Here is a 13,992-nt window from a genome sequence, read left to right on the forward strand (position 1 = left end):
GGCGCCACCCTCAGCGCGATTCGCCGACCCGTTCGCGACCTGCATGGCGATGCGCGGCGTCCGACGACTGCGGCTGCGGATGCACGAAACAGCTCAGCACGCCGCCGATCACCAGCAAGCCGACCGAGACGGCGCTCGACGCCCGCATGCCCGTCACGATCTGCACCGCAGCGGCGCCGCTCGCCAACGCGCCGAAAGCGGCAACGCCGACCGCGCCGCCTGCCTGCCGCGCCGTATTCAGCACGGCGGACGCGGTTCCGGCGCGTGGCGCGTCCGTCGAGGCGAGCACGACGGTGGTCATCGCCGGAACAGCCAGGCCCATGCCCGATGGAATCAGCAGGAACGGCAGCAGCAGGTCGATGAGCGGCGTGCCGGCATCGACGCAATGCAACAGGCCATAGCCGAGCCCGGCGGTGATCGCGCCGGCAATCATCGGCACCCGCACGCCGAAGCGGCCGACCACCCAGCCGCTCGCCACATTCGACAGCAAAAAGCCGCCAGTCAGCGGCAGGAATGCAAGGCCCGCCTGCAACGGCGTATAGCCACGCACGCGCTGCAGATACAGGCTCAGCACGAACACCATGCCGTAGTACGTCAGATTCACACAGATACCGAACAGCACCGCCACGCTGAAGGAGCGCTTGCTGAAGAGCGAGAGCGGCAGCATCGGCGCCGCGACGCGCGATTCCACGAGGACAAAGGCGCTCGCCGCGATCAGCGCGAGCACGAAGCCGCCGGCCACGAGCGGGTGGCCGAGACCTAGTGGCCGCCATTCGATCACAGCAGCGACGAACGCGGTCAGCGCGACAATGGCGAGACACTGGCCGCCCAGGTCAATGCCGCGCGGCTTCGTGTCGGAAGCGACGGCCGCAGGCGACGACGGCTTTCGACGCGTCGCGGCTTCGGGCCGTGGCACCCACCGCAGGGTCGCCAGGAAGCCGGCAGCGCAAATCGGCAGATTGACGAGAAAGATGCTGCGCCAGCCGAACGCCGCAATCAGCAGGCCGCCGACCACCGGCCCCGCCGCGATCGCAATCGCGCCCGCCGCAGTCCACAGTCCGACCGCACGCGCCCGCAGTTTGGGATCGTGTCCGTACGATTGATTGAGCAGCGCCAGCGAGTTCGGCAGCATGGCGGCGGCGCCGACGCCTTGCACCGCGCGCGCCGCTACCAGCATGGCCGAGTCGAGCGCGAGACCGCAGGCGAGCGACGCGAGCGCAAATAGCACAATACCGGCCGCGTACAGCCGCCGTGCGCCGAAGCGGTCGCCGAGCGCGCCGGCGGACAGCATCAGCACGGCAAACGCGAGCGTGTAGGCGTCGACGACCCATTGCAGGGCGGCGACATTCGCATGCAGATCCGCGCCGATTTTCGGCAGCGTGATGTTGACGATGGTCACGTCGAGTTGCGTGACGACGAAGCCGACGCTGACCGTCGCGAGGACGCGGCCGAGTGCGGACGAGTGGGAGGAATTTGAGGAGTTCATGCGGTACATCGTAGGCTCGATGCAGCGCACCATGTTTCGGCGCGGCGTGAAGTGTGGATGTCACCCGCAAGCGCGAGCCGTCGAGCCCGATGATGCAAACAAAAACGGCGCACCGTTTGCGGCACGCCGTTGTGACAAAGCGCAAGCTGCCGATCAGTGCTTTTGCGGCGCGTCCTTGATGAACAGCGTGGTCAGTGCCCCGAGAATGCAGATCGCGCCGACGTACATCGGCGCGGCCATCGGGTTCGACTTCATCATCAGCGACACGGCGATCGGCGTGAGGCCGCCGAACACGGCGTATGCCACGTTGTACGAGAACGAGATGCCCGAGAAACGCACCACCGGCGGGAACGCCTTGACCATCACGAACGGAATCGCGCCGATCACGCCGACGAACAGACCCGCCACCGCATACAGCGGCACTAGCGCGGAGGTGTCGACGGCGAGTTGCTGGAACATCACGTAATACGTCACCGCCAGCGCGAGGCCGCCGACGAAAATCGTGCGCCCCGCGCCAATGCGGCCGGCAATCGAGCCCGCCATCACGCAACCGATCGTCAGGCACAGCGTTGCCACGCAGTTCGCCAGCAGCGCCGTGGCCGGCGCGATGTGGAACTGCTTTTGCAGCAGCGTCGGCGTCATCAGGATCACCACGACGATTGCGGCGGAGAGCATCCACGTGAGCAGCATCGACACGATCACGGCGCGGCCGTGGTCGCGCAGCACGGCCTTGAGCGGCACTTCGGCGGCAATCGCCTTGCGCTGCTTGAGCTCGGCGAACACCGGCGTTTCATGTAGCCAGCGGCGCAGATACACCGAAAACATGCCGAACACGCCACCGACCAGGAACGGAATGCGCCACGCGTAAGCGGAGATTTCCGCCGGCGCGAAGTTGCGGTTCACCGCCGATGCGATCAGCGAGCCGAGCAGGATGCCCGCCGTGAGGCCGGCCGTCAGCGTGCCGCACGCATAGCCGATGTGCCGCTGCGGCACGTGCTCCGAGACGAACACCCAGGCGCCCGGGACTTCACCGCCGACCGCCGCGCCTTGCATCACGCGAAACAGCAGCAACAGGACCGGCGCCAGCACGCCGATGCTGGTGTAAGTGGGCAGCAGGCCCATCATCAGCGTAGGCACCGACATAAGCAGCACGCTCAGCGTGAACATGCGCTTGCGGCCGAACAGGTCGCCGAAATGCGCCATGATGATGCCGCCCAGCGGCCGCGCCAGATAGCCCGCGGCGAAGATGCCGAAGGTTTGCACCTGACGCAGCCAGTCCGGCATCGCCGCCGGGAAGAATAGCTGGCCGATCGCCGGCGCGAAAAATACGAAGATAATGAAGTCGTAGAACTCGAGCGCCCCGCCGAGGGCGGCGAGTCCGAGCGTTTTGTAATCGCTGCGCCCAAGAGGGCGTGGGGTGACAGCCTGCGCTCCACCCAGATTTGTCGCTTGCATTGCTTGTGTCATGTCTTGAATTGGGAGCCACACGTAGCGCGTGGAAATACGGCGGTCGTCGAGCGAGAAGTGTGGAAAGCGCTGGGTAGAGCACGGGACACCGGCGCGCTAGCCCGGGTAAGGCAAGCGCGATGACGATTGAGGCCAGGCGGGATTTTACAGGATGAAAGCCGATTGCTTCGGGAAGTGCTTAATTAGATTGGGAAAAGTTCCCGGGAATGTGCTCTTTCGACAGCAATGGCGACGACCGTGTTCTCAGGACTTGTCGGTAGCGAATGTAGGAATGCGGAGCCGCGTTGTCCGGGCCAATCGATTCATATGTAATTAGGATTGCTCCTATGGGATGGAATCGGCGCGCCTCTGAGAATCGCGTCCGAGCTATCTTCCGAGTCATCCCATGCGTATTGCCATTCTTCAGCGTGACCTGGTCATGCGTCAGTCGATCGAAAAGGTCCTGACGAGCGCTGGCCATTCCTGCTCGACCTATGACGACGGCCTGAGCATGTCGAGAGCGCTCGCGCGTTCCACGGTCGATCTGCTGGTGCTCGACTGGCAGGGCCTGCGCCTCTCGGGCGCCGAGGTTTTGCGCGCGGCGCGCGCGGTGGGCGGCGACCGTCTGCCGGTCATGTTCGCATCGGCGGACACGGCGGAGGAAAACATCGTGCGCGCGTTCGTCGCGGGCGCAGACGACTATGTCGGGTTGCCGCTGCGCGCAGCCGAGTTTCGCGAGCGGGTCGCCGCACTGCTGCGGCGGGCGTATCCGGACCGGTTCAGCTCCGCCAGTTTCGATGTCGGTCCATACCATTTCGACACGCACCGCCAACTCGTCATGCTGCGCGGCCAGCCGGTTCAGCTGTCGGGCACGCAGTACCGGCTGGCGTCGCTGTTCTTCTCCAACATCGGCCGCGTGCTGTCGCGCGACCACATCTTCGCGATGGTATGGGGCCGCGAGTTCCGCGAATTCACCCGCACCATCGACAGTCACGTTTCGCGGCTGCGCCTTCTGCTCGAGATCGAGCCGCAAAACGAATTCCGGCTGCAACCGGTTTATAAGAGCGGCTACCGGCTGCTGCATCTGCGTCAGGGTCAAGCCGCCGTTATCGATGCGGAGATCGACGCCGAGAAGCAGGCGGCCTGACGCCAACCAGCCGCGTCGGATCAAATCTGCGGCAGCGCGGGCCGCGTTTCAAGCGCCTTGCGAATCAATGCTTCGACGGCCTTGCGTTCGTCGCCGGCCAGCGGCAGACGGGGCGGGCGAACCGGCTCCGTGCCGAGTCCGACCATCGCTTCGGCAAGTTTGATGTTCTGCACCAGCTTCGCCGATACATCGAGCGCGAGCAGCGGCGCGAACCAGCGGTAGATCGCCCGCGCCTCCTCGATGCGCCCCGCTTTCAGCAGCTTGTAGATCACCACCGTCTCACGCGGAAACGCGCACACGAGACCGGCCACCCAGCCATGCGCGCCCATCAGGATCGCCTCCATCGCGAGATTGTCGACGCCGCAGAGAATCGCGAAACGGTCGCCGACCGCGTTGATCAGGTCGGTCACGCGCCGCACGTCGCCGCATGATTCCTTGATCGCGACGATCTTCTTCTCGTCGGCAATTTCCGTGAACATGTCGGGCGTCATGTCGACGCCGTAGGCGAGCGGATTGTTGTAGATCATTAGCGGCAGCGCGCTCGCGTCGGCGACGCTGCGGAAATGATGCAGCGTCTCGCGGCGGTCCGACAGGTAACGCAGCCCCGGCAGCACCATGTAACCGGCCGCGCCATGACGGCTGCCGGCTTCGGCCTGACGGCAGGCGTCGAGCGTGCTGTTTTCCGCGATCGTCAGCAGGACCGGCACGCGGCCGCGCGAAGCCTCGACGGCGATGTCGAGTACTTGCAGCTTTTCATCCAGCGAGAGCGTCGACGCTTCGCCCAGCGATCCGCACACGATGATGCCGTCCACGCCGGCGTCGATCTGCGCCTCGATATTCTTGCCGGTCGACGCGCGATCTATGCTGAAATCCGCGTTGAATTTAGTGGTGACTGCGGGCAATACGCCTTCCCAGATATGCGCCACGACTGCTCTCCTGAGTGTTGATGTGTTCAGCGCAGTGTAAGCAGGGAAAATCCTGCCGTCTTGCGTGAATCGCGCGTGGCAAATGACGATTTCAGCATAACCGCTTCGCCCGTTGAGTCGTCGGATCAAGATTCGATGGCTTATTTCAGGATGAAGGGCGAGGTCCGTTGAGTGCGCGTCAGCGGCATGACGGCGTGCGCTCCAGGTCACGTCCGTTGTGCGTCTTGCACGCCGGCTCCGACTGCGGTCGGTGCGAGCGGGCAAGGCCGTCGCGTCATCGCATGGCTATGCCGAAATCGTCACAATCCACGCGTAAGCACACCAAGACTCGCCCGCCCGCCGTTTCTACCATGGGCATCATGAAAACCTTGGACATCATCGACTCGCACACCGGCGGTGAACCGACCCGCCTCGTGGTGTCGGGCGGCCCGGATCTCGGCGGCGGCACGCTGGCGCAACGGCTCGACGTGTTCCGCACGCGGTTCGACGACTGGCGCGCGGGCATCGTCACCGAACCGCGCGGCTCGGACGTGGTGGTGGGCGCGCTGCTCTGCGAGCCGGACGACCCGACGTGCGCGGCCGGCGTGATCTTTTTCAACAACGTCGGCTATCTCGGCATGTGCGGGCACGGCACGATCGGTCTCGTCGTGTCGCTGGCGCACCTCGGACGGATCGGGGCGGGACGGCATCGGATCGAGACGCCGGTCGGCATTGTCGAAGCGGCGCTCAACGACGACGGCAGCGTCGCGGTGCGCAACGTGCCCGCGTACCGGTATCGCCAGTCGGTGCAAGTGGACGTGCCGGGTCACGGCGTGCTGACCGGCGACATCGGCTGGGGCGGCAACTGGTTCTTTCTCGTCGCCGACCACGGGCGCGCGTTGGAAGCGTCGCAGATCGGCGAATTGACGGCGTTCAGCGGTGCGATTCGCGACGCGCTGATTGCACAGCGCATCACCGGCGCGGACGGCGCCTTGATCGACCACATCGAACTCTTCGGACCAGGTTCGCGCGATGGCCTCGACAGCCGCAGCTTCGTGCTCTGTCCCGGCAGCGCGTACGACCGCTCGCCGTGCGGCACCGGCACGAGCGCCAAAGTGGCCTGCCTTGCTGCCGACGGCAAACTGGCCGAAGGCGCGGTGTGGCGGCAGGAAAGCATTATCGGCAGCGTGTTCGAGGCGAGCTATCGCCACGCCGGCGATGGCGTCCATGTGATTCCCACTATCACCGGTCACGCGTACATCGCGGCAGAAGCGCGTCTTTGCTTCGACGAGCGCGACCCGTTCGCGTGGGGCATCCCCGCGGCATGACGGCGGACGCGTTGATCGTCGGCGCAGGTATTGTCGGCGCGGCATGCGCGGCGGAACTGGCGGCGCTCGGCATGCGGGTCGAGGTGCTCGACGCGCAGGGCATCGGCGGCGGCGCGACGGCGGCGGGCATGGGGCACATCGTCGTGATGAACGATTCGCCGGCGGAATTCGCGCTAAGCCGCTATTCACGAGACTTGTGGCTGGAGCTAGCGCCGCAACTGCGTCCGCGCGACGCGTTCGCGGGCTGCGGCACGCTCTGGGTCGCCGCCGACGAAGAAGAGTGGCAGGCCGCGCGCGCGATGCATGCCGCGTTCGAGGCTCAGGGAATCGCCGCGCAATTGCTCGACGCGCCCGCGCTGCGGGCTTGCGAGCCGGCGCTGGCGGCATCGATGGCGGGCGGTTTGCGGATCGAGCACGACAGCATCGTGTACGCGCCGACCGTCGCCGAGTGGCTGCTGACACGATCGCCGGGCGCGGCAAATATCCATTTGCGTTTAGGTGCCGCGGTGGCGTCGGTCAGCGCAAGCGGTGTCACGCTGACGAGCGGCGAACACATCGGCGCGGCGCACGTGATCGTGGCGAATGGTCTGGGTGCGCAGCAATTGGTGGCGTCGCTGCCTTTGCAGCCGAAGAAAGGCCACCTGCTGATCACGGACCGTTATCCCGGCTTGATCCGGCATCAGTTGCTCGAACTTGGCTACATCAAGAGCGCGCATCATGCGGCCGGCACCTCGGTGGCGTTCAATGCACAGCCGCGGCCCACGGGACAATTGCTGATCGGCTCGTCGCGCCAGTTCGACACCACCGATCCCGCCGTCGACATGCCCGTACTCGCGCAGATGCTGCAGCGCGCCGCATGCTATCTGCCGGTGCTGCCGACCCTCAGCGGCATTCGCGCGTGGACGGGGTTTCGCGCGGCATCGCCGGACGGCCTGCCGCTAATCGGTCCGGCCGGCGACTTCGCGCCAGGCGTGTGGCTCGCCGTTGGACACGAGGGGCTGGGCGTAACGACCTCGCTTGCGACTGCGAAGCTGCTTACGGCGCAAATCGTGCAGAGTGGCACGGCGATTCCTCTCGATCCTTATTTGCCGGTTCGTTTTGCCCAAAAGGTGATTCATGAATAGCGCGGGCGTGGCGACGCGCGTGAGCGTGACGATCAATGGCCGCCGTATCGACGTCGATGCCGGCACGACCGTGGCCGCGGCGCTCGTGTTAGCGGGCGTTCGCGGCACGCGAATGTCGGTGAGCGGTCAACCTCGCGCCGCGCTATGCGGCATGGGCGTGTGTCAGGAATGCCGCGTGACGATCGACGGCCGGGCGCATGCGCTGGCGTGCCAGACTTTGTGTCGGGAAGGGCAGAGTGTTAGTACTTAGGACGCGCGGGGTGCGCAATGAGGTTGCACTTCGATCTTGTGGTCGTCGAAGGTAGCCGGGTCGGCTTGCACGAAGCGGTGGGCATTTGATGAAACACCACTTAATTATCGTCGCCATGGGAGGCCGCCTGGCCGAGTTGAACCAAGTTACGGGCTCGCGATGAAACAGCACTTCGACATCGTCATCGTCGGCGCCGGTCCCGCTGGTTTGAACGCCGCGTCCGCCGCCGCGCGCGCGGGCGCCACGGTTGCGCTCGTCGACGACAATCCACGCGCGGGCGGCCAGATCTGGCGTCAAGGTCCGAGCCACGCGCCGCAGGCGCAACTGAGCACTCTTCTGACGGCGATCGGCGGGCAAAGCGCCATCGCACACTGGCCGTCGACACGCGTCGTTGCGCCGTTGAGTTCTCGCGGCCTGCTGCTCGAATCGACGGAATTCGGCGGCGCGTGCGTCACCTACGAGCGCCTGATTCTCGCGACCGGCGCACGCGAACGGCTTCTGCCATTCGCCGGCTGGACCTTGCCCGGCGTAACCGGCGCGGGCGCGCTGCAGGCGCTCATCAAGGGCGGCATGCCGGTGCGTGGCGAGCGGATCGTGATTGCCGGCAGCGGTCCTTTGTTGATTGCGGCGCTCGCTACCGCGCGCGCTGCTGGAGCACGGGTGGTGACGGTGGTGGAGCAGGCTTCGGCGTTCGACGTCGCGCGCTTCGGCGTTTCCCTGTTGGCGGCGCCTGCCAAGTTGCGGCAAGCCGTCGGCATGACGCGCGGTTTCGCGGGCTTGCACTATTGGACCGGCAGCATGATCGAAGAGGCGCAGGGCGAGGGCCGCGTCGAGCGCGTCACCGTCAGGCGTGGCCGCGACGGCAGGCGAGTGACGTTGGATTGCGATCGTGTCGGTTGCGGCTATGGACTCGTGCCGAACATCACGCTGGCCCAGGCGCTCGGCTGCGCGATCGGCGAAGCGGGCGAGATCGTCGTCGACGGCGAGCAGCGTACGTCGGTCGAAAGCGTGTTCGCGGCGGGCGAATGCACCGGTGTCGGCGGCGCGGAGTTGGCCGGTGTGGAAGGCGAGATCGCGGGTCTCGCCGCAAGCGGCGCCGGCGCGGACCATGCCGCCCTCGACGCGCAGCGCGCGCGCTGGCGCCGGTTCGGGCGCCGCGTCGACACGGCATTCGCATTGCGGGACGCCGCGCGCACGCCGCCCGCGGATAGCACGCTGCTGTGCCGCTGCGAGGACGTGAGCATCGGCGAGGTGCGCGCCTTCGCCGACTGGCGCGCGGCCAAGCTGCATACGCGTTGCGGCATGGGCGCCTGCCAGGGAAGAATCTGCGGCGCGGCGGCCAGCGTGTACTTTGGGTGGCAGGCCGCCGCGCCGCGTCCGCCTTTCAGTCCGGCGCGAATCGGTACGTTGATGGCGGTGGGTGCGGAGCCGCCGCCGGTTGAATGAGCCGCGGTGCGTCCACGCGTCCGGCGGATATTGTCGGTGGCGGCGCGGCCCTATAATCGACCGCACGTGTCGGGCGCACGGGCCGAGCGCCGAGTTTCTTGCACTGAGCGTCGGTCGGCAACCGAGCAACCGAGCAACCGAGCAACCGAGCGACCGAGCGACCGAGCAACCGAGCAACCGAGCAACCGAGCAACCGAGCAACCGAGCAACCGAGCAACCGAGCAACCGGCAACCGAGCAACCGGCAATCGGCAACCGAGCAGCGGAGCAACCGAGCAATCGGCAGGTGAGCGACCGGCAGCAACCAGCCGCCCGCAACCCGCAACCCGCAACCCGCAACCCGCAACCCGCAACCCGCAACCCGCAACCCGAAGCCCGCAACCCGAAGCCCGCAACCCGAAGCCCGCAACCCGAAGCCCGCAACCCGAAGCCCGAAGCCCTAGACCACAAAACCAAACGCTGCCCCAGCTGCCCCAACCGCCCCAACTAACGCCCCGACCAACGGAACCCGCAAGATGAACACGCTGGCTCATCCGCTCGAACCGGACGACGCAACCCTCTCCGGCATGCTGTCGCACTTCAGGCTGCTCGAGCCTGTCTTCGACGCGATGCCGGACGTCGTGTTCTTCGTCAAGGACGCCGAGGCGCGTTACGCGCTGGTCAACCGCACGCTCGCGTCGCGCTGCGGCTTCAAGGAAAAGTCCGCGCTGCTCGGCCGGACCGCCGAGGACGTGTTCCCGCGCCGCTTTGGCCGCATCTACACGGCGCAGGACAAGGCGATCATCAACGTCGGCAACCAGATGATCGACCAACTGGAACTGCATCTGTATCCCGGCCGCCAGCCGGGCTGGTGTCTGACCTGCAAACAGCCGCTGCGCGATCCTGCCGGCAAAGTGGTCGGCCTCGCCGGTATTTCCCGCGATCTGAAAGCTGACGAAAGCAGCCATCCCGCCTACAGTCGCCTCGCCGCGGTCGTGCAGTCCATCCAGGAAAATTACGTCCAGCCTTTGAGTCTGAAGCAACTTGCGGCCATGGCGAATATGTCGGTCGCGCAATTGGAGCGCTATTTCCACAAGGTGTTTCATCTGACGCCGCGCCAGGTGCTGTTGAAAACCCGCCTGGACGCCGCCACGGCGCTGCTGGTGTCGCACGACAAGGTCACCGACGTCGCCGCGCTGTGCGGCTACACCGATCACAGCGCGTTCACGCGGCAATTCAAGGCGACCGTCGGCATCACGCCGACCGAATACCGCATGCTGCTACACGGCACTTCGCGGAGTTGAACCGCAGCACATGGCTCGTCGCAAGCACCATTACTACGTCTACGTCGTTGCGCTGGACGACAAGGTCTGGAACGAGGCGCGTTTTCGCCGCGCGAATCCGGACTACCGGTTCGACAAGCCTTGTGTGTACGTGGGAATGACGGGACTGGACCCGGATCTGCGCTTCGATCGGCACAAGGCCGGCATTCAGGCCAATCGCTATGTGCGCGATTACGGCTTGCGCCTTGTGCCCGAACTGTACGAGGTGTTCAATCCCATGCCTTACCGCGGCGCACAGGATATGGAAGTGGAATTGGCGATTGGACTGCGCGAAGCGGGGTACGGCGTGTGGCAAGCGTGATGCTCGAGAGCCGGTCGCGGCGCTTGTCAGCGTGAGTCTGGCCGGTGCTCTGTCAGGTTAAGCGGCCTGAGACTTATACGCGCGCTTTGCGCGCTTTCGCGCGCGAATCCGGCGACGTGCGTTACTTTATGCCGAGGCCGCGCAGTACGGCGTTGCCCTCGGGCGTCAGACGGATACGCGAACCGCCTGCGTCGCTTGACACGGTTTCAATCAATCCGGCTTCGTGAAGCTGCGGAATCTCGGGTTTGGCAAACGCGTCGATCGGCGCGTGCAGCAACAGCAGCAGCGTTGCCAGCTCGTGGTGGCTCAGCAGGCGGCGCAAAATAGTAGGTCGCTTGGCCGGCGCCGGGGTGTCGTTCGTGTTGTGATCGGGCTGGTTCATGGTTCGCACCTTGTGCGGTTTCGTGTCGGATGGATGATGCGGACGAAGTCTTAAACGATTCTTAAGAGTCTATTGTCCTGTAACACCATGACACGAAGATTGCATCGAACCATGTTACCGATTGTCACACTTACACCTTCTTTCCCTCCCGCAACCTTTACGGGGCGCAGGTTTTGCCCGCGGACTCGATCCACAGATTGCTCACGTGGCGCTTGCCCGCATAGAAACGGTAAGTCGTCGCGCCGTTATCGCTGCGCACCTTGACGATATTCGAATCGCCGAAGTCGAGCATCTGGCCTTGTGGGATCGCCGTGGACTTGAACGCTGCGTCGTGGCTGGTGGCCAGTTGCGTTAGGCACGAGACCACGTCGTTGACGGAGCGTTGCGTGGTGGTGTCCGTAACGGGCTCGCCGGCATCCGGATTCTTCTGGAAGTACGCGCAAGCGCTGAAGAGCAGGGGAATTGTCAGAACTACGGCAAACTTCTTCATATCTCTCCTGACGTTAGATTCGGCCGACAAAGGCACGCGCGGCGCCTGCTTCTGACGCAACAGCGCGGCGTCGGCCGCGAAATCAGGCGCCATTATATCGATGTGGCGCGGCTACCCCTGCCGATGCCGCACACGCCGTGCCCGCCTGGCCGAAGTCGCCGACTAGAATTTGCCCGCCAAACCACCAAACCACCAAACCACCAAACCACCAAACCACCAAACCACCAAACCACCAAACCACCAAACCACCAAACCACCAAACCACCAAACCGCCAAACCGCCAAACCGCCAAACCGCCAAACCGCCAAACCGCCAAACCGCCAAATCGCCAAATCGCCAAATCGCCAAATCGCCAAATCGCCAAATCGCCAAATCGCCAAAGGCCTATTTGCGCCGCTGCGCCTGCGCGGCGAGCCGCACTGCGGCATTGGCCGCGCCGTAGCCGTCGTAACCGCCGCGCCGCTCGACGATCTCCATGAAGAAGCGCTGGTCGAGCTGCTCCGTGTAAGCGTGGAAAAACTCGCCGCCGCGCTCGTCGCGGTCATACAGGATGTTATTGGCGCGCAGCGCGTCCAGCGTCTCGTCCGGCAACGCGTAGCGGGCGGCCAGATCCTCGTAGTAATTGCGCGGGATGCGCAGCACGGGCAAGCCGTCGGCGACGAACTCGGGAATCGCGCTAAAAATGTCGCTGGTGCTGAAGGCGACGTGGTTCAGGCCCGAGCCGTGATACGTATGCAACGCCTCGGCCACCGCCGTGTGATGGTCCACGGAGGCATTCAGCACGATCCGCACCGAGCCGTCGTGGCTGCGCAGCGCGCGGCTGCGCACGAGGCCGTACGGATCGGGTACCAGCACGCCAGGCTCGGCCTGGAAGCCCAAAGCAGTGCGCAGAAATAGCACCCACGTATCCAGCGAATTCGCCGGCACCGACAGGCACACATGGTCGATGCGGCTGAGCGGCCCCACCTCGCTCGGGCCGTTGATGTCGGTGAGGACGAAATCGGCCTCGAACAAGGTGGGTTGATCCGGCGTTTCGTCGACGAAATAGTTCAGGCTGCTGTCCGGCGCCTGCACGGCGGGCAGCACGCGCTCGTTCGGGCCGATCTGCCCGGAAAACGGCGCGTAACCGAAGCCGGCGGCGCGTTCGAACGCCTGATTGGCGTCGTCCACGCGAAATGCCGACGCGCAGAGCGACAAGCCGTGCTGCTGGAAGAACGCGTTGGCAAACGAATCCGGCTCGGCGTTCAGCACGATCGAGGCCGCGCCGTGCTGATAAAGCGTGACTTCCTTCGAGCGATGCCGGCCCGCCTCGCGAAAACGCAGTTTGCCGAGCCAGTCGACGAGTTGCGCTCGCGTGCTGTGGTCGACCGCGAACTCCAGAAACTGGTAGCCGACGTGCGCGGGCGCCGCAGGCGAGCGATACAGGTCGCCGACCGGCTGCTGCGTGCTTTCGAGCAGCGCGCGGGTCTGTTCCTCGAGAAACAGAAGCGAGCGATGACCATCGGCGGCCGTGATGGTGGTCGGCGCGGCGCGAAAACCGTCGTTGAAAATTTCCAGCGAAAGCGGCCCGCTGTAGCCCGTTTTCACGACCTGCGCCGTGAAATTGGCCAGATCGAAATCGCCTTGGCCGGGGAAGCAGCGGTAATGGCGGCTCCATTCGAGCACGTCCATGGCGAGTTTCGGCGCGTCGGCGATCTGCACGAAGGTAATGCGGTCGCCAGGAATGTCGGCGATCGCGTCCGGCGTGTCGTTCAACGACAGCGTGTGGAAGCTGTCGAGCACGAGCCCGAGATTCGGATGATTCACGGCATTCACGAGCTTCCACGCGTGCCGGTAGGTCTTGACGTGCTTGCCCCACGCGAGCGCTTCATAGCCCGCGATCACGCCGGCCGCCTCCGCCGCGCGGGCCAGCGCGCCAAGCTGGTCGGTCATCAATGCGTCGTCGCCGATGGTGTCGGGCGAAACGTTGCTGCACACCAGGATGCGGTCGGTGCCGAGTTCATGCATGACGTCGAACTTGCGCTTCGCACGGTCCAGATTGCGCTCGAGGCGCTCCGGGCTGACACCGTCGAAATCGCGGAAAGGCTGAAACAGCATGATTTTCAGCCCGAGATCTTCAGCGATGCGTCGCACGTCGGCGGGCGAGCCGTCGAAATACAGCAAATCGTTTTCGAAAATCTCGACGCCTTCGAAGCCCGCCGCCTGGATCGCGGTCAGCTTTTCGACGAGGGTTCCGCTGATCGACACGGTGGCAATCGAACGTTGCATGAACGACTCCTGCAAAAATACTCAAACGGCTGTTGACTAAGGCGCGCAGCGGCCGGCGCGCGACGCTCGCAGGTCCGGCGACGGGCATGCTGCAATGC

13 protein-coding genes are annotated in these 13,992 nt (G+C 65.1%); 7 read left to right on the plus strand and 6 right to left on the minus strand.

Translation table 11 applies throughout. The annotated features are described in order from the left end of the window. Window positions 1-10: 10 nt before the first annotated feature. Complete coding sequence (locus B0G75_RS04590; protein WP_106301018.1) at window positions 11-1,495, minus strand: MFS transporter; 1,485 nt, start codon at window positions 1,493-1,495, stop codon at window positions 11-13. Window positions 1,496-1,639: 144 nt separating this feature from the next. Beyond that, complete coding sequence (locus B0G75_RS04595; RefSeq protein WP_106301021.1) at window positions 1,640-2,941, minus strand: MFS transporter; 1,302 nt, start codon at window positions 2,939-2,941, stop codon at window positions 1,640-1,642. Between the two features lie 397 nt (window positions 2,942-3,338). Here B0G75_RS04595 and B0G75_RS04600 point away from each other — a divergent pair, with 397 nt between their 5' ends. Beyond that, window positions 3,339-4,079, plus strand: coding sequence for a response regulator transcription factor (locus B0G75_RS04600; protein ID WP_106301024.1), 741 nt, complete (start codon window positions 3,339-3,341; stop codon window positions 4,077-4,079). Window positions 4,080-4,099: 20 nt separating this feature from the next. Here B0G75_RS04600 and B0G75_RS04605 read toward each other — a convergent pair whose 3' ends face one another. Next, a complete protein-coding gene (locus B0G75_RS04605; RefSeq protein ID WP_106301027.1) occupies window positions 4,100-5,005 on the minus strand; it encodes a dihydrodipicolinate synthase family protein in 906 nt (301 codons plus the stop codon). A 350-nt stretch (window positions 5,006-5,355) separates the two neighbouring features. Between B0G75_RS04605 and B0G75_RS04610 the strand changes: the two genes are divergently transcribed. The 6 genes from B0G75_RS04610 to B0G75_RS04640 all read left to right on the plus strand — a co-directional run bounded on the left by B0G75_RS04610 (window position 5,356) and on the right by B0G75_RS04640 (window position 10,754). Continuing rightward, the gene (locus B0G75_RS04610; protein ID WP_106301030.1) at window positions 5,356-6,312 is read left to right on the plus strand and encodes a 4-hydroxyproline epimerase; all 957 of its coding nucleotides are present in this window, start codon (window positions 5,356-5,358) and stop codon (window positions 6,310-6,312) included. Further along, complete coding sequence (locus B0G75_RS04615) at window positions 6,309-7,436, plus strand: FAD-binding oxidoreductase (RefSeq protein ID WP_106301033.1); 1,128 nt, start codon at window positions 6,309-6,311, stop codon at window positions 7,434-7,436. The genes B0G75_RS04610 and B0G75_RS04615 overlap by 4 nt, the downstream gene beginning before the upstream one ends. Continuing rightward, window positions 7,429-7,686 carry a (2Fe-2S)-binding protein gene (locus B0G75_RS04620; RefSeq protein WP_106301036.1) on the plus strand — a complete coding sequence of 86 codons (258 nt, stop codon included), beginning with the start codon at window positions 7,429-7,431 and terminating at the stop codon, window positions 7,684-7,686. The genes B0G75_RS04615 and B0G75_RS04620 overlap by 8 nt, the downstream gene beginning before the upstream one ends. 159 nt (window positions 7,687-7,845) lie before the next feature. Continuing rightward, window positions 7,846-9,132 carry an FAD-dependent oxidoreductase gene (locus tag B0G75_RS04625; protein WP_106301039.1) on the plus strand — a complete coding sequence of 429 codons (1,287 nt, stop codon included), beginning with the start codon at window positions 7,846-7,848 and terminating at the stop codon, window positions 9,130-9,132. A 514-nt stretch (window positions 9,133-9,646) separates the two neighbouring features. Then, entirely contained in the window at window positions 9,647-10,414 is a 768-nt protein-coding gene (locus B0G75_RS04635) for an AraC family transcriptional regulator (protein WP_106301048.1), read from the plus strand. Window positions 10,415-10,424: 10 nt separating this feature from the next. Next, on the plus strand, window positions 10,425-10,754 hold the full coding sequence (locus B0G75_RS04640; protein WP_007177862.1) for a hypothetical protein: 330 nt from the start codon (window positions 10,425-10,427) through the stop codon (window positions 10,752-10,754). A 121-nt stretch (window positions 10,755-10,875) separates the two neighbouring features. On the opposite strand, the gene B0G75_RS04645 is transcribed toward B0G75_RS04640, so the two are convergent. The 3 genes from B0G75_RS04645 to B0G75_RS04660 form a co-directional block, all read right to left on the minus strand. Further along, window positions 10,876-11,136, minus strand: a complete 261-nt coding sequence (locus tag B0G75_RS04645; RefSeq protein WP_106301051.1) for a hypothetical protein — start codon at window positions 11,134-11,136, stop codon at window positions 10,876-10,878. Between the two features lie 157 nt (window positions 11,137-11,293). After that, the gene (locus tag B0G75_RS04650; protein ID WP_106301912.1) at window positions 11,294-11,626 is read right to left on the minus strand and encodes a hypothetical protein; all 333 of its coding nucleotides are present in this window, start codon (window positions 11,624-11,626) and stop codon (window positions 11,294-11,296) included. Window positions 11,627-12,010: 384 nt separating this feature from the next. Then, on the minus strand, window positions 12,011-13,894 hold the full coding sequence (locus B0G75_RS04660) for a bifunctional sugar phosphate isomerase/epimerase/4-hydroxyphenylpyruvate dioxygenase family protein (RefSeq protein ID WP_106301054.1): 1,884 nt from the start codon (window positions 13,892-13,894) through the stop codon (window positions 12,011-12,013). Window positions 13,895-13,992 lie beyond the last annotated feature (98 nt).

The sequence above is a fragment of the Paraburkholderia sp. BL18I3N2 genome (assembly GCF_003001875.1).
In the GTDB taxonomy this organism is placed as follows: domain Bacteria; phylum Pseudomonadota; class Gammaproteobacteria; order Burkholderiales; family Burkholderiaceae; genus Paraburkholderia; species Paraburkholderia phytofirmans.